This window comes from Cobetia sp. SIMBA_158 (genome assembly GCF_046566945.1).
GTDB classification, from domain to species: domain Bacteria; phylum Pseudomonadota; class Gammaproteobacteria; order Pseudomonadales; family Halomonadaceae; genus Cobetia; species Cobetia amphilecti.
Window position 1 is genome coordinate 45,259 of record NZ_JAWJYL010000011.1, and the last position, 15,830, is coordinate 61,088.

A 15,830-nucleotide genomic window follows, 5' to 3' on the forward strand; every position below is an offset into this window, starting at 1 on the left:
CCCTGGAGGTACCGCCGCAACCTTTGCGTGCGGTTCAACGCTATTTCAAGCACTCCGCGGCATGAGGGCTTTAGTGCTCACGACTGAGTGAGGTTGGTACCGGCCAGCTGGCGCGCCGTGACGCGCAGCGCGGATTCCACCATGTCGTAATCCACATAGCAGCCCTGCAGGTGGCGGCGGCCGGTCGTCGGGTCGAAGGACTTGCGGCCGTGCATCACGCGGCGGTTGTCGAAGGCCACCATCTGGCCGGCTTCCAGCTTGAGATGCAGGCGGAAGGCCGGTTCCCGCAGGATGCTCCAGTACTGGCGATAGGCGCTGTACCAGGCCTGCATCTGTTCCAGCGGCAGGCGCAGGCTGTCGCGGATCCAGTTGTTGAAGCGCACCTCGATGACCTTGTCGTTGGCATCCAGGTGGATCACCGGCTCGCGCACCACCAGGTCGGTGGTCTCGTCGGCAAAGCGGAAGTCCACCGGGGTCTCGGCCAGCAGCCTGAAGGCCTGCGGGTCCCGCTCGCGCAGGGCTTCGGCGACCGCCATGCCGTCTCCGAAGATGGAGTCACCGCCTTCGGCCTCATTGGCCAGGCAGTAGAGCATCTGGATGTCCGGCGGCTGACGCCAGTTGGGAAGATCGGTGTGCAGTTCCAGCGCGATCGGCGTGTAGGCGGCGTTGTTGGGCGCCTGCTTGGAGAAGACCTCGAAACGGCCACCGAAGTTGGTCGCGCGGATCGGGCCGATGGTCGCGGCCACCTGGTCGATCTCGCCGCCTGCCGTCGGGCCGGCATCCAGAATCGCGAAGCCGTCGCGGCACAGCGCTTCCAGCCAGCCCAGACGCGCCTGCCCACCGGCCATGTAGTCGGCAAAGGCGGTGACATGAGGCTGATGGCCCTGCTGCCAGGCCTGGCTTGCGGGGACCGGCGTGGCCGGCGGCGCATCACTCGGGCGACGTTGCAGCAACCAGCCGGCATCGAAGCGGCTGGTGTGGCCGTCCTGCCAGACGACGACGAGATTGCCTTGCTCGACAAGCATCTGGTGCACCGTCAGGGCCGCATCGTCCATCAGCATGAAGGTGCGCTCGAAGGTCTGCGGATGACGGCAGAGATCGCAGGCGCAGTGGTCGCGCAGCCAGATCAGCGGCAGTTGGGTCTGCTCACCGCTGGCCCATGCCAGTGACGCCAGGGTCTCGTCGTGGTCTGCCTTCACCAGCGGCGCGCCCTCGTGATGGGGCAGGTATTCCTTCATGTCCCACTGATGGCGTGCCTGTGACGCTTCAGTGTCTTGGGTGTCAGGGGCAGATGCGATGAGAGTCTCCATGGGCGCCGTCCTATGTCGTGTGAGCAGTAGCAGGTGAGCCAACGCGTGTCGCGTGCTGGGTCGTATGGCCGAGCCGTGTCGCTGAGCCGTGACCCGAGAATGAGACCATTGTCCCCCTCGTCATCACGGCTGGCCAACGCGAAATATGACGGCCATGACTTAGCTGAGCTAATGTGTGCGATTGACCTTCATGCTCTGATGCGAGATAGCCATGCACGAACCTTCCCCCACGACGCCGAATGCCTTGCCGCGCCCCCTGCCGCCGCTGGCCTGGTTGCAGGCCTTCGAAGCCGCTGCGCGCCTTATGAGCTTCACGCGTGCCGCCGAGGAGCTGAGTGTCACCCAGTCGGCCATTAGCCAGCGGATTCGCCAGCTGGAGGACCGCCTTGGCCAGCCATTGTTCGTGCGTCATGCCCGCAGCCTCAATCTGACGCCGGCCGGTCAGGCCTGGTTGCCAGCGTTGCAGGATGGCTTCCAGCGCCTGCAGGAAGGCACGCTGGAAGTCTTCGGCCCCTCACGCGCCGCACCGGTCAGCCTGCGGGCAACCCCGATGAGCCAGCAGGCCTGGCTGTTGCCGCGGCTGGCGAACTTCCACCGTGACCAGCCCGAGATCGCGCTGCGTCTGGTCAGTGCCTTCTGGCAGAGCGACTTCGATGGCGAGCAGGTGGATATCGAGCTGCGCTACGGCCAGGGTGACTGGCCGCAGGTGGAGGCGATCCAGGTGGGGGCAGGGCAGGAGAGAATGGCCGTCGTGGCGAGTCCGGCGCTGAGTGCGCAGCTGACCACGGCGGCGGACCTGGCCGGCATGACGCTGCTGCATGCCGCAGGCTTCGCGGTGGGCTGGCGGCGCTGGCTGGTGGCGGCAGATCAACTGGGGCTGGAGAAGACGACCTCCACCATCAGCTGTGACACCCAGGTGATGACGCTGGAAATGGCGCGTCTCGGCATGGGGGTGGCGCTGGTGCATGAAGGCCATTTCCGGCAATGGCTGGCGTCCGGCAATGGCGGGCTGGAGCAGGTCTTCTCGCTGACGATCCCCGCCGAGCAGAACTTCTGGCTGGTGCGCTCCAATCAGCGCCCGATGCGGCCCACCGCGCAGCGTGTCTGGGATTATCTGTTGGCGGAGCCACAGTGAGCGATGCAGAGGTTGCTTTTGCGATCCCTGCTGATCGAGTCGGCGTGTCTGCTGGCGCGCTTTCGAGTGATATACCGTTAGCTTGTGGCGGTCCCCTGCGTGGTAAGCGACCGCTATCTCTTCTCTATCGCGATTTCCTTGTCTTGCTGGCGCCTTGTCTGCCAAGCGTGTGGTCATATCTTCCAAGCGTGTAGTCAGATCTGCCAGGCGTGGTCAGTCGGAAGGCGGCGGGCAGCGCGCCAATGGCGACTGCTGGAAGAAGCGTTCCAGCAGGGCATACAGCGCCGGATAGGCCGCATTGAGCTCAGCCGGTGCGCTGAAGAAATACTCGCAGCAGACGGCGAAGCACTCAGCGGGGTGGCTGGCGGCGTAGTCATCGATGGGCGTCGGCTCACCGCGTGACAGGCGCGCGCTCAGGTCATCCCACACGGCAGTGAAGGTGGCGTGCCACTCCGCCGCGCTGATATGACGCGGCAGGGGCGGAAAGCCATCGGCATCGGTGGCGTTGGCCATGTCGAGCTTGTGGGCGAATTCATGGATCACCACGTTGAAGCCGCTCCAGTCACCGCTGGCGGCCAGATCCTGCCGGGTGACCACCACTGGCCCCTGATACCAGGTCTCGCCGGCGCGGGTGTCCTCGAAGACATGCACCACACCGGCGTCATCCATCTCTTCCACCTCACGGCGGATGGCCTGCAGCGGCAGCATGATCTCGTGCACGCGAGCGCCGGCGTCCTGCCAGCGCTCGGCATGCGCCCAGCCGTTGAGCAGCAGCATCGCTTGGGCAGCCAGTGCCAGCGCCTCGACCTGTGCGAGCGGCTCGGCGCTGGTCAGCTTCCAGTCGTTCAGCTGATGGCGGGCGCGCCGTTCAAGACGCGCCAGTGCCTCGGCGTCGAGTCCCTCGAGAATCGGCAGGCGCTCGCGGACTGCCTGCCACGCGTCATCCGGCGCTGTCTCGCCAGCGGAGGAAGCGGCCGAGACAGCGCAGGCGTCGGGGGCTGAAGTATCACGGCCGTGGCGAGCGGAGCGCTGCCACAGCCGTTGCCACCAGTGCGTCATCGCCTCAGTCCTGACGGCTGCCGGACTTCCACGACCAGTCACGCAGACGCAGCTCGAAGAGGTCCTTGCGGCGGTCCTTCAGATTGGTCACCGAGCCTTCGCTGCGCACGACCTTGAGACGCTCCAGATCGAGATCCGAGAACATGATCATCTCGGTGTTCGGCGTGGTCTCGGCCATCACCGCGTCATGCGGGAAGGAGAAGTCCGACGGCGAGAACACCGCTGACTGGGCGTACTGGATATCGAGGCTTTCGATGGATGGCAGGTTGCCGACGCTGCCGCAGACCACCACGTAGCATTCGTTCTCGATGGCTCGCGCCTGGGCGCAGTTGCGCACGCGCAGGTAGCTGTTCTTGGTGTCGGTCCAGAACGGCACCATCAGGATGTCCATGTCCTGATCGGCCAGCAGGCGCGACAGTTCCGGGAACTCCACGTCGTAGCAGATCAGCATGCCGATGCGTCCGGCGTCGGTCTCGAACACGGCCAGCTCGTCACCGCCCTTGATGATCCAGTCGCGGCGCTCCTGCGGCGTGATGTGCAGCTTGGCCTGACGGTCGATCTCGCCATCGCGGTGACACAGGTAGGTGACGTTGTAGAGCTCGTTGTCGTCACCGATCTCGACCATGGAACCGGCCACGATGTTGATGTTGTAGGCCACCGCCATGCGCGAGATTTCCTGCTTGAAGCGCTCGGTGAAGCCGGCGAGGTAGCGGATGCAGCGCACCGGGTCGCTCTGGTCTTCCAAAAGGCCGATCAACGGCGTATTGAACAGCTCCGGGAAGACGGCGAAGTCACTCTGGTAATCCGACAGGGCATCGACGTAGTACTCGACCTGTTGCAGCACGGATTCGACACTGTCGAACTTGCGCATCTGCCACTGCACGGCGCCGACGCGAATCATCGTCTTGCGGCTTTCCAGCACGCGCTCGGCGGGCTCGAACAGGATGTTGCTCCACTCCAGCAGCGTGGCGTAGCCCTGGGAATCCTCGTCTTCCGGCAGATATTGACGCAGCAGGCGCTTGACCAGGAAGCCGTTGGCCAGCTGGAACGACAGGATGGGGTCATGGATCTCGCGACGCTCCACCTTGTCGATGTACTCGGAGGGCGAGAGCTCGGCGGCATATTCGTGGTACTGGGGGATGCGTCCACCGGCCAGAATCGAGCGCAGATTCATCGAGCGGCACAGGTCCTTGCGCGCCTCGTAGAGGCGGCGACCGAGGCGATAGCCGCGGTAGTCGACGTCGATCAGCACATCCAGACCGTAAAGCGCATCGCCATCCTCCTTGTTGAGGATGATCTCGCGCTGGCCGATCAGGTCGTCGTACTTGTGCGGGTTGGAGAAGGCGTCGTAATCCACCAGCGCCGTCAGGGCGACACCGACCAGCCTCTCGCCATCCTCGATCACGATCTGGCCATCGGGGAATTCGGCGATCAGGCGGTTGATGGTGTGCTCAGGCCAGGCGCCACCGATGTCGTCGTAGATGCCGTCCATCAGGCGCTTGAGCTGGGGGTAGTCTGACTCCTGCAGGTTGCGCAGGTTCAGGTGCAGGTCTTCGACGGACATCGAGACTCCTTGGAAAATGAAAGAGGGGGATCAGGGCAGGAAGTGGCTGGCGCGAAAGCGATGGGCCCCATTATTCGCGCTGTCGAGGCCGGGTGTCATCAATATCCTTTGGTCAATGTCCGGCCCTGGTCATGCAACCCTCATCAATGGGTCCAACCTCGCGTCACTGCAAGGGTGAGCGAGCCTTCGCGCCTTGAGTGGCGCTCAGCGCGATGTTGAACGAATGCTCATTTTGCTTGCATTTGCGCAGCACAACGTCCAAAACAATGCCAAGGGCAGGGCGCGCGCAGCGAAGTCATGCCGTTCATATCAAGCTTGAAAGACACCAGGCCCCAATGACCTCAGGCCTTAGTGACACCAGACCTCAATGACACCCAAGGAGACCCGCATGACCCCAGTCCTTCATGAATTGCGTGGCCGTGATGACCGCCTGCGTTTCTCGCCGTTCTGCTGGCGCGCGCGTCTGGCACTCGCCCACAAGGGCCTTGCGGCCGAACTCGTGCCGATGCTGTTCACCGACAAGAGCCCGATCGACTTCTGCGATTCCAGCACGGTGCCGGTGCTCAAGGATGCGCACGGCGTGGCGATGGACAGCTATGACATCTTCAAGCATCTGGACGCGCATTACCCGGACAGCGGTGATGGCCTGCTGATCGGCGATGCACACGCCGAGGCACGCCTGAACTTCGTCAAGGTGTATACCGAGCAGGTCATGGCGGTCGGCTTCTTCCGCCTGGTGGCGCTGGATCTGCTGGCGGCCATCCACCCGGATGACCGCGAGTACTTCCGCACCAGCCGCGAAGCCCGCTTCGGCATGCCCTTCGAGGAATTCAACAACGTCGAGGCCGCACGCGGCATCCTGGACAGCGCCTTCAAGCCGCTGCGTGGTCTGCTCGCCAATCAGCCCTTCATGGATGGCGATGCCCCGGCGGCGGCGGATTACCTGGTCTTCGGCTTCTTCATCTGGGCACACATCGTCTCCGATACCTCGCCCTTCGGCGAGACGGAAGACGCGAGCGACCCGCTGGTGCAGTGGCGCGAGCGCATGATGGACCTGCACGACGGCATGGCGCGCAAGGCGCCACGTGCCAGCGAGATTCCGCAATAACGTTCGCAGTAACGCCCGCAGTAAAGAACATGCTCGCTATGCCCCTGGTGAAAAGCTGCACGAGGGGCCTGGCGATGAGCATGATCTCCTCGATGGCTCGAACGCTCATGGGCGTTCGAGCCATCTTGCTATGTCCTTGCACAGGAGCCCACAGATGATAGATCTGTATTACTGGACCACACCCAACGGCCACAAGATCACGATCTTCCTGGAGGAAGCCGGTCTCGAGTATCGCCTCATTCCGGTGAACATCAGCAAGGGGGAGCAGTTCGCGCCGGAGTTTCTGGCCATCTCGCCCAACAATCGCATGCCGGCGATCGTCGATCATGCGCCAGCCGATGGCGGTGAGCCGATCTCGGTGTTCGAGTCCGGTGCGATTCTGGAGTATCTGGCCGACAAGTGCGGCAAGTTTCTGGCGCAGGAAACACGTGCCCGCAATGACGTGCTGCAGTGGCTGCACTGGCAGATGGGTGGCCTGGGGCCGATGCTGGGACAGGTGCATCATTTCAAGCACTACGCGCCAGAGCCGGTGGAGTACGCCATCGAGCGCTATCACAAGGAAGGCGAGCGTCTGTATGGCGTGCTGGAGCGCCAGCTTGCGGAGCGTGACTTCGTGGCGGGGGATGAGTTGAGCATCGCCGACATGGCCATCTGGCCGTGGCTGAAGGCCGAGAAGCAGGAGATCGATCTGACGCGCTTTCCGGCGGTCGCCGCCTATCGTGCCCGCATCGCCGCGCGTGATGGCGTCAAGCGGGCAATGGCGCGTATCGATGACATCAATCCGGCCGCCAATGTGGCGATGGATGAGGAGGCGCGCCGTCATCTGTTCGGCCAGCAATCCTGACGGGCAGTCAGTACTGCTGTGAAGTCGTGAAGCTGTGAAATTGTGGAACTGAGAAGTCGTGAAGCTGAGAAGTTTGAAGCAACCGCTGATCTGTCGGCCTGCAGGATTGTCAGGCCGACAGATCAGCGGGTCCAGTCCGTCGGCACGCGACGGCGGATATGGTCGAGCAGCGCGCCGAGCTTGCGCGGCGGATGCCCGAAGGGATAGTGCAGGCTGACCGGAATCGACGGCCCCTTCCACTCGGGCAGGCAGGCCTCGAACTGTCCCGGGTGCGCCGTCGCCCGGGTGCGCACGTGGTAGTCCGGCAGCAGGCCGATACCGGCGCCGTGGGCGATATGGTCGGCATGCACCACCACGTTGTCGACCGTAAAGCGTGACGGCGGCAGGCTCAGGCGATACTCGCCTTCCTCGGGGTGATTGAGCACCAGATTGGGATGGTGGCGATCGATCAGATTGACCCAGTCATGGGAGGTCAGCTCGCTGGGGTGCTGCGGATGGCCGTGCTGGCGCAGATAGCTGGGGTGGGCATAGAGATGCTGCTGCTGCTGACCCAGAATCTCCTCGCGCAGCCCGGTGTCCTTGGCCGGCCCTTCCCACAGCCACAGCATCACCTGGTCGTCATCGCGTGACGGCGGCAGATGGTTGGCGGTCAGGGTCAGGCGAATGCCCGGATACTCTTCGATGAAGTCGGTCAGCACATGATTGAACCAGCCACGCAGGAAGTGCGGGTGCGCGCTGACGGTGATGTCACCGCTGATCTCCTCGCGCAGTTCATCCAGCGCGATCTGCGAGCGCTCGCCCAGCGACAGCATCTGCTGGCAGTACTGATAGAACAGCGTGCCGGCCTCGGTGGGAATCAGGCGGTTGGCCTGACGATGCAGCAGTGGCTGGCCAAGCTGGTGTTCGAGATGGCTGATCCGGCGGCTGAGCGTGGACTTGGAGATACCGAGATGCTCGGCTCCTGCGCCCAGATTGCCGTAGCGCATGATGGCATCGAAGGCACTGAGGCCCTGAAATTCGTCAAGTACTGGAGGCATGACTTGGTGGCACCCGCCGCTGTTGTCTGCCGTTGAAGCGGCAAATAGCGTGAAAGAAAGCATGAAAGCAGGAATCGCGTCGTTGCTGGGGTGTGGGCCAGCGTCTCCCTGCCATTTTGGCCAGCATTGTAGCCGATCTGGTCGAGCGAATGGCATACATGTGAGTGATTCGCGTTTGCCTGTAGCCGGATGCGGTGAAACATCCGCCAGCCGGCGGCCGTCGCTGACCAGTCCAAGCCTGATGGCAGATGGGCGCTGACAGGCAGCCAGCGTGCCTCAAGCGAGCCTCATGCCGCTGGCGTTCGACAATCAGGGTTGGCGGTTTCCGCGCCCCGCGCGGCAATTGCGCCCACATGAGATGCACATGGCGAGCGAGCGCGGCATCATGGCGAGATCAATGCGCAGCAGGCCTCGTCGCTGCGTTTCACTGTTCAAGGACCCTGTAGATGTCATTCGCTACCCGCTTGCGCGCCCGGGCCGCCTTGCTTGCCTCTCCGCTACGGCTTGCGTCATCAGTGCCAGCTCCTTCATCAGTGCTATCTCCTTCATCAGCGCTGTTGAGGGCCGCCAGCCTGGCGGCCCCGTTGATGCTGGCACTGCTGGCCGCGCCGGTTCAGGCAGACGAACGCCCCCAGATTCGTGTCATGGCCGCCGCCTCGCTGCATGATGCGCTGGATGCCATCGAGGCGCGCTACGAGCGTCTCGCCGACGTGGACATCATGCCGGTCTACGCCTCGTCCTCGACCCTGACGCGTCAGCTGGCCAATGGGGCTCCGGCGCAGCTGTATCTGTCGGCCAATGAGCGCTGGATGGACTGGCTGGAGCAGCAGGCCGGCATCGTCGTCACCGGCCGTCACGACCTGCTGGGCAACCGTCTCGCGCTGGTCGCACCCGGCCCCAGCCAGCTGGACGCCAGTGTCAGCAATGCCGAGGATGTCACCGATGTGGCCGAGCGCCTCGCCGCCACCGGCAGCAATACTCGCCTGGCCGTCGGCGACCCCGACCACGTGCCCGCGGGCATCTATGCGCGCCAGTCGCTGGAAGCGCTGGGGCAGTGGCAGACGCTGCGCTCGCGTCTGGCCAGCGCCGAGGACGTGCGCGCCGCGCTGGCACTGGTCGAGCATGGCGAGGCCCCGCTGGGGATCGTCTATGCCACCGACGCCGCCATCAGCCATCGGGTGCATCAGATCGGCCTGCTGCCGGACAGCAGCCATGATCCCATCCACTATCCTGCCGCCTTGATCAGTCGTGGCGGTGATGCGCCATCGTCACAGGCCGAGGCCTTCTCGGCCTGGCTTTCCAGCAACGAGGCCGGTGCCATCTTCCATCGCTTCGGCTTCAGCACGCTCGCCCATCAGGCTCCTGCTGCGCAGCCAGAGGCCGACTAGCCGCTGGATCAGCATCGAGGCCTCGTGGCACACGCTGGCATGTCATCGACAAGATGAGGCCGCTACACTGGGAGCCTGCTGTCACATCGGCGTGATCAAGGCGGGCAGGGCTGTCTGCCGGCGCTTCGCGTCACGTCATGTGCGAGAACCTGTCTTCGTCTGAGGAAGATCCATGCTGAGTGCGCTGGAATGGGAAGCCCTGAGCCTGAGCCTCAAGGTAGCTTGCGTCGCGGTCGGCCTGAGCCTGATTCCCGGTTTTGCGGCGGCCTGGTGGCTGGCGCGGCGTGAGTTTCGTGGCAAGGCGCTGGTCGATGGTCTGCTGCATCTGCCGCTGGTGTTGCCGCCCGTGGTGGTCGGTTATCTGTTGCTGGTCACCTTCGGGCGCAATGGTGCCATCGGCCAGTGGCTGGCCAAGATCGATATCGTGCTGCCCTTCACCTGGCAGGGCGCGGCGCTGGCGGCGGCGGTGATGGCCTTTCCGCTGATGGTACGCGCGATGCGCCTGTCGCTGGAGGCCATCGACCCGGGTCTGGAGGCCGCGGCCCGCACCCTGGGCGCCAACCCGCTGCGCGTGCTGTTCACGGTGACCATGCCGCTGGCGCTGCCGGGCATTCTCACCGGTGGCATGCTGGCCTTCGCGCGTGCGCTGTCGGAGTTCGGTGCCACCATCACCTTCGCCGCCAATATCCCCGGCGAGACCCGCACGCTGCCGTTGGCGCTCTATACCCTGATCCAGACTCCGGGCCAGGAAGGCGCCGCGGCCAGGCTGTGCACCATCGCCGTCGTCATCGCGATGCTGTCGCTGCTGGCCTCCGAATGGCTGGCGCGTCGCGCGCGACTGCGCATGGAGGGGCGTGATGCTTGATTTCCACCTCCATCGTCAGCAGGGCGCCTTCACGCTGGATGCCACGCTCAAGGTACCGGCGCGCGGCGTCACGGCGCTCTTCGGGCGCTCCGGCAGCGGCAAGACCACCATCCTGCGCCTGATCGCAGGCCTCGAGCGTCCCGACCATGGCCATCTGCGCCTGGACGGCGAGTGCCTGACGGGCGGCGAGAACGATATCTTCGTGCCGGCGCATCGTCGCAGGCTCGGGGTCGTCTTCCAGGAGCCGCGCCTGTTTCCGCACTACAGCGTGCGCGGCAATCTCCGCTACGGCATGCCGCGCGCCCTGACACCCGCCCAGCGCCAACAGAACCAGTCACGTCTGCATGAGATGGTGATGCTGCTGGGCATCGAGGACCTGCTGTCGCGCATGCCCGGCCAGCTGTCCGGTGGCGAGGCGCGACGTGTCGCGATCGGCCGCGCTCTGCTGTCACGCCCGCGCATGCTGTTGCTGGATGAGCCGCTGACCGGCCTCGACGGCGCGCGCAAGCAGGAGCTGCTGCACTACATTGCGCGGCTGGCGCGCGAGATCGAGATCCCGATCCTGTTCGTCAGTCATGACACCCGCGAGCTGTTCGCGGTCGCCGACCGTCTGGCGCTGGTGGACAACGGCCGCATCACCGCCAGCGGCGAGATCGGTGACATGCTGTCACGGCTGGACCTGGCACCGCAGACCGGCCGCTTCGAAGCGGGCTCGCTGCTGACCGCCGAGGTGCTGTCGCATGATGATGACTGGCAGCTGACGCGTCTGGGGCTGGGCGCCGGCTTGAGCCTCAAGCTGGCGCGGCTGGCGATGCCGGTGGGGCGTCGTGTGCGACTGCGGCTGCGGGCACGTGACATCAGCATCGCGCTGGAGACGCCGACCCATACCAGCCTGCGCAATGCCTTGCCGGCCGTGATCCACGAGATCGAGAGCGAGCGCGGTCATGCCAGCGCCGAGCTGGTGCTGGGCATCGCCGGCCAGCGGGTGAGGGCGCGAGTCGACCGTCTGGTCTGTCAGGAGCTGGGCCTCAAGGTTGGGCTGGGCGTCAAGGCGCTGATTTCCAGCGTGGCGCTCTCGGGTCCCGACGTGATCAGCCTGGACGCCATGGATGACGACATCCCCGTGGTGAATGCGGCCCAGACAAATACCGCACAGGCCAAGGCGCCAAATGACGCAGGCTCTGCTTCGTCCGCGAGCTGACGCTGCTCGCACGCACCGTTCGCTGACTTCCCGAATTGATGGACTCTGGCAAGGAAACCTCTCATGCAGTTGACCCACCTGTGGCGCTATCCCCTCAAGTCCGGCGCCGCTGAGGCGCTTGAGACAGTGACGCTCGGCGAGGAAGGTCTCACGCAGGACCGCCGCTTCGTGGTGGTCGCGGCGCGCGGCAAGTTCGTCACCGCGCGCACGCATCCCCAGTTGCAGCGCCTGGCCTTGCGCGAAGATGCCAGCGGCCAGTGGCGACTGTGGCATCTTGATCGCCCCGAATGCGGCAGCGTCAGCTTTGTCACCGATGACCAGACCGAGCGTCTCGACATCCAGGTGTGGGCCGATCGGTTCACTGCCTTGAGCGTGAGCTTTGAGGCTGATGCCTGGCTGAGTGAGCAGGTCGGCATGCCGGTCAGGCTCAGCTGGCTGGGCGAGCGCTCGGAGCGCTATCGCGAGATCATCGCGCAGCGCGTCAGCGCCGCCGATGGCTTCCCGTTGTTGCTGGCCAATCAGGCTTCGTTGGCGGCGCTCAACGCCCAGACCCCGAGTGCGGAGCATGGCATGGATCAGTTCCGCCCCAACCTGGTGATCAGCGGCGCCGAGGCATGGGCCGAGGATGGCTGGCAGGAAGTGCGCATCGGTGAGGCACGCTTCACGCTGGTGTCCTCCTGCACCCGCTGTGCGATGGTCAATGTCGACCCGGCGACGGGCGACAAGCGTGGCGACGGCGAGCCGCTCAAGACGCTGGCACGGGTGCGCCGCTTCGCGGATGGCCAGGTGCACTTCGGCTACAACCTCGTCGCGCTCGATCCCTCGCGCAAGCCTACCTTGCGTGTCGGCGATGAGGTGGAAGTCACCGCCTTCAAGTGATGTCGCTGGAATCTTGCCTACAGGCCTGAACGAAAACGCCCGCCATCATCGATGGCGGGCGTTTTCGTTCAGGGGACGCTTGGCAAGGAGCCTGGCAAGACAGTAGGCAAGGCGCTTGGCAATACGATAGGCACGACGGTATGCAAGTTCAGCCCGGGGGCCCGAACAGGGCAGGCTGGCCATGCGCCTCGCGCCAGACATCCAGCGCCGCACGGTGCAGCTGGCTGTGACGCCATGCCAGCGCCTCGATATCGCGGTCATAGCCGCCGCCGATCACGCAGGCCACGGCGGCGGCCGCCGCGCGACAGCGCTGGATGACATGCCGCTCGCGGCGGTAGAGGCCGCTGTCGCTCAACTCGAGATGGCCGAGCCTGTCCGCGGCATGCGGGTCAACACCGGCATCGAAGATCACCAGCTGCGGGCGTACCCGCGCCAGCACCTCCTCAAGCGTACGCTCCAGCACCGCCAGATAGTCCGCATCGCCCATGCCCCTGGGCAAGGGCACGTCCATATCACTTTGCTGCTTGCGCGCCGGGAAGTTGCTCTCGGCATGCAGTGACAGTGTGAAGACCCGCGGCTCGTCGGCGAAGATCAACGCCGTACCATCGCCCTGATGCACATCGAGATCGACGATCAGCACGCGCTTCACGCCGTCCTCCAGCGCCTGATGCGCCGCCACGCCGATGTCGTTGAGCAGACAATAGCCGCTGGCGGCCTCCGGGTGGGCGTGATGGGTGCCGCCCGCGGTATTGCAGGCCAGTCCGCGCTTGAGCGCTTCGCGTACGGTGGTCATGGTGCCGCCCACGGCCAGCACGCTGCGCTCGCGCAGTGCCTCGCTCCACACGAAACCGCTGCGCCGCTGGGCCTGCGCGCTCAGGGTGCCAGTGAGGAACTCATGCACATAGCGGCGGGTATGCACGCTGAGCAGGTCGTCCTCCTCGGCGGGCTCGGGCGTCACCCAGTCGACGGCCGAGGCGCAGTCGGCCAGTTGGTGGTCGAGCAGACGCTTGAGCACGCTGAACTTGTCCATCGGGAAGGGATGCTTCTCGGGCAGCGCGATCCGATAGCCGGGATGGTGAATCAGCGCCAGCGGCGGGCAGTGGGCATCAGCGACGGGGCACAAAGTGCACCTCCTGCCCGTCGGTGGTCAGCTGGCGGATGGCGGTGGGACGGCCGTCGCTGTCCAGATCGACCAGCCCGATGCCGCAGGCGTTCAGCAGGCGTTCGCCCTGGCTGGCCGCGTCGTGACGGCGCGGCGTGACGCGCATGTTGCGCCGGCGCGTCAGCAGATTGAGCGGCGAGCGCGGGGCGTACAGCCAGCGATTGAGACGGTCGAGCACATCCAGCAGGCCGACCGGGAAGCGATTGCGGATGCCGCTGCTGGTGATCTGCCAGATGCTCGGGCTCGAACGGCGATGCTTGAGGCGCACATCGTAGGCGAAGGAGTAGTGCACATCGCCGGACAGGATCACGAAGTTCTGCGGCGTACGCGAGTGGCGGAAGATGTTGAGCATCACGCTGGCCGCGCCGCGATGCGCCATCCAGTTCTCGGCATCGACCATCAACGGCTTGCCCGCCAGCGTGAACAGCTTCTGGATGCTCTCGATCAGCTTGACGCCGAACATCGGCGCCGGGGACACCAGCACCACAGCCGGATGGCCGACCAGCCGTTGCTGAAGCTCGCTCAGCGCCTCCCAGTCCATCAGCCCCGAGGGATGCGAGAGCTTGCGCTCGCTGCGCCAGCGGCGGGTGCGCGTATCGGCCACGATCAGCGGCGGCGTGGTGTCGAGCTGATAATCCCAGCTTTCACAGCGATGCAGGTGGGCGATCAATGCCTCCTGACGCTCGACATCGAAATGGCCGTCTGCGGCCTTGTCAGTGTGATCAGATTGCGCCGTGTCAGTGCCAGTCAGGGCATGAGTGAACAGCGCCCGGGTCTCCTCCAGCAGCTCTGCCAGTGGCTCCGGCCCGTTGCCGGCGGCCTGACACAGTAGATAGCCGGTCAGCGCATTGCCGATGATGCGGCGCGAGAAGGGGTGGCCATAGGCGGCTTCCTCCCAGGCGGCGCTGAGGTTCCAGTCATCGGTGACATCGTGATCATCGAAGATCATCAGGCTGGGCACATTGGCTAGCAGGCGACGCACCTGACCGAGTCCGCCACAGAAGCGCCGCAGATGGCGGGCCTCGGTGGCATGGCGCTCGCGGGTGGCGTCGTCATGGCCCTCGAGCGCCGAGGGATCTTCCAGCGTGATGCCCAGCGCCTCCCACGGCACGTCAGACCACACCAGCAGGTACATGGCGATGACTTCCGACAGGCCGATCAGATGGTTGTCGGCACCGGTGGAGGTGAAGATGGGCTTGCGCTTGGCACCGAAGAAGCTGGCGGCCACGCCTTCGTTGGCCGGCATGTCCGGCAGCAGCTGCGGGCGATGGTAGAGATGGGACGGATGCTGGCGCAGCTCGCGAGTGTCGGAGACTTCGGCCTCCATCAGCGTCTCCTCCGGCAGCCCCAGCCCCGCGATCAGCTGATCGATCGCGCCCAGCATCGGCCCCGCGACATCGTCGGCGTAGATCTGATCGCCGGTGAACAGCATCACCTCCGGCCACTCGGCGACGCTGTGACGACGCTCGCTCAACCAGCGATCCAGCGCCACCAGTCCGTCGCCACCCGGGCCCTTGGGTGGCGGCGTCTCAAGACGATCGGTCGACGCAGCGTCTTCCGCACTCTGCTGCGCCTGCTGCTCGTCGTCACTCAAGCCGTGATGCGGCTTGCGGCAACTGCCATGCGCGACACGCGTCAGGCGCGACGGCAGTCGAAAGCGCGGCAGGCTTTCACCGGGGTAGCAGATCTGTGGCGCCCAGTCGGCGATGCCCTGCCATTCGGGCGTGTCTGTCGATGATGCTGACACTTCCGTTGCCGTTGACGCTGCCGTTGTCGCTGACGGCTCCGCCAGGCCCAGCTCGTAGGCGATGGCGCAGTCGGCGGGCAAGGGCGTGTCGGGATGCGCTTCGATCAACAGCAACCAGGCGTGCTCCCCCAGCGGCATCGCCAGATGCTCCGTCAGCCGACAGCTTGATGTCGTCGGCAGGCCATCCTCACCTCGCGTGGGAGGCGTCGCGTCCTGCTCCGGCAGCAGCCACACCCGCGCCTGCTGTGGGCGAGAGGTCACCAGCCACAGCATCACGCCCTCGGCGGTGACACGGCGCAATATCGGGCCTGCCAGCACGCGGGGCAGGGCAGCAGTCGGTGTGGGAGAGCCGTTGGCAGGCAGCGAAGCGGACGAAGTGACAGACATGAAGCAGGCTCGATGGCAGGTGGAGACGGATAGCGGTCAGCTGACTATTATCAGCTGACGCTTATCAAGCGATAGCGGAACAGGCGACGAACGCCAGCCATGGGCGCAGGCGTGGGCCTGGGCGTATGAGTGGCTCCGTGCGTT

At 65.1% G+C, this 15,830-nt stretch carries 13 protein-coding genes; 7 read left to right on the forward strand and 6 right to left on the reverse strand.

What is annotated here, in order from left to right; genetic code table 11:
• Positions 1-77: 77 nt before the first annotated feature.
• Entirely contained in the window at positions 78-1,310 is a 1,233-nt protein-coding gene (locus R2R70_RS15025) for a TauD/TfdA family dioxygenase (RefSeq protein ID WP_410978414.1), read from the reverse strand.
• A gap of 211 nt (positions 1,311-1,521) precedes the next feature.
• Between R2R70_RS15025 and R2R70_RS15030 the strand changes: the two genes are divergently transcribed.
• A complete protein-coding gene (locus R2R70_RS15030; RefSeq protein ID WP_410978415.1) occupies positions 1,522-2,445 on the forward strand; it encodes a LysR family transcriptional regulator in 924 nt (307 codons plus the stop codon).
• 213 nt (positions 2,446-2,658) lie between these two features.
• Here R2R70_RS15030 and R2R70_RS15035 read toward each other — a convergent pair whose 3' ends face one another.
• A complete protein-coding gene (locus R2R70_RS15035; RefSeq protein WP_410978416.1) occupies positions 2,659-3,504 on the reverse strand; it encodes a zinc-dependent peptidase in 846 nt (281 codons plus the stop codon).
• Positions 3,505-3,508: 4 nt separating this feature from the next.
• The gene (locus R2R70_RS15040) at positions 3,509-5,068 is read right to left on the reverse strand and encodes a carbon-nitrogen hydrolase family protein (protein ID WP_043334381.1); all 1,560 of its coding nucleotides are present in this window, start codon (positions 5,066-5,068) and stop codon (positions 3,509-3,511) included.
• A gap of 388 nt (positions 5,069-5,456) precedes the next feature.
• Here R2R70_RS15040 and R2R70_RS15045 point away from each other — a divergent pair, with 388 nt between their 5' ends.
• Both R2R70_RS15045 and R2R70_RS15050 read left to right on the forward strand, forming a co-directional pair.
• The gene (locus R2R70_RS15045) at positions 5,457-6,176 is read left to right on the forward strand and encodes a glutathione S-transferase N-terminal domain-containing protein (RefSeq protein WP_410978417.1); all 720 of its coding nucleotides are present in this window, start codon (positions 5,457-5,459) and stop codon (positions 6,174-6,176) included.
• 154 nt (positions 6,177-6,330) lie between these two features.
• A complete protein-coding gene (locus tag R2R70_RS15050) occupies positions 6,331-7,020 on the forward strand; it encodes a glutathione S-transferase C-terminal domain-containing protein (protein WP_405278133.1) in 690 nt (229 codons plus the stop codon).
• 122 nt (positions 7,021-7,142) lie between these two features.
• On the opposite strand, the gene R2R70_RS15055 is transcribed toward R2R70_RS15050, so the two are convergent.
• Positions 7,143-8,057 (reverse strand): LysR family transcriptional regulator, encoded by a 915-nt coding sequence (locus R2R70_RS15055; RefSeq protein ID WP_054555676.1) that lies wholly within the window; start codon positions 8,055-8,057, stop codon positions 7,143-7,145.
• 557 nt (positions 8,058-8,614) lie between these two features.
• Here R2R70_RS15055 and modA point away from each other — a divergent pair.
• From modA to R2R70_RS15075, 4 genes are all read left to right on the forward strand, one after another.
• Positions 8,615-9,445, forward strand: a complete 831-nt coding sequence (gene modA / locus R2R70_RS15060; protein ID WP_410978418.1) for a molybdate ABC transporter substrate-binding protein — start codon at positions 8,615-8,617, stop codon at positions 9,443-9,445.
• A 172-nt stretch (positions 9,446-9,617) separates the two neighbouring features.
• Positions 9,618-10,310 (forward strand): molybdate ABC transporter permease subunit, encoded by a 693-nt coding sequence (gene modB, locus R2R70_RS15065; RefSeq protein WP_107336064.1) that lies wholly within the window; start codon positions 9,618-9,620, stop codon positions 10,308-10,310.
• Positions 10,303-11,511, forward strand: coding sequence for a molybdenum ABC transporter ATP-binding protein (gene modC, locus R2R70_RS15070; RefSeq protein WP_410978419.1), 1,209 nt, complete (start codon positions 10,303-10,305; stop codon positions 11,509-11,511). The genes modB and modC overlap by 8 nt, the downstream gene beginning before the upstream one ends.
• A 63-nt stretch (positions 11,512-11,574) precedes the next feature.
• The gene (locus R2R70_RS15075) at positions 11,575-12,390 is read left to right on the forward strand and encodes an MOSC domain-containing protein (protein WP_131432671.1); all 816 of its coding nucleotides are present in this window, start codon (positions 11,575-11,577) and stop codon (positions 12,388-12,390) included.
• A gap of 148 nt (positions 12,391-12,538) precedes the next feature.
• On the opposite strand, the gene R2R70_RS15080 is transcribed toward R2R70_RS15075, so the two are convergent.
• Both R2R70_RS15080 and R2R70_RS15085 read right to left on the reverse strand, forming a co-directional pair.
• Positions 12,539-13,513: a histone deacetylase gene (locus R2R70_RS15080; protein ID WP_286173933.1), complete on the reverse strand. Its 975-nt coding sequence runs from the start codon at positions 13,511-13,513 to the stop codon at positions 12,539-12,541.
• The gene (locus R2R70_RS15085; RefSeq protein ID WP_410978420.1) at positions 13,497-15,686 is read right to left on the reverse strand and encodes an alkaline phosphatase family protein; all 2,190 of its coding nucleotides are present in this window, start codon (positions 15,684-15,686) and stop codon (positions 13,497-13,499) included. The genes R2R70_RS15080 and R2R70_RS15085 overlap by 17 nt, the downstream gene beginning before the upstream one ends.
• Between the last annotated feature and the right edge of the window lie 144 nt (positions 15,687-15,830).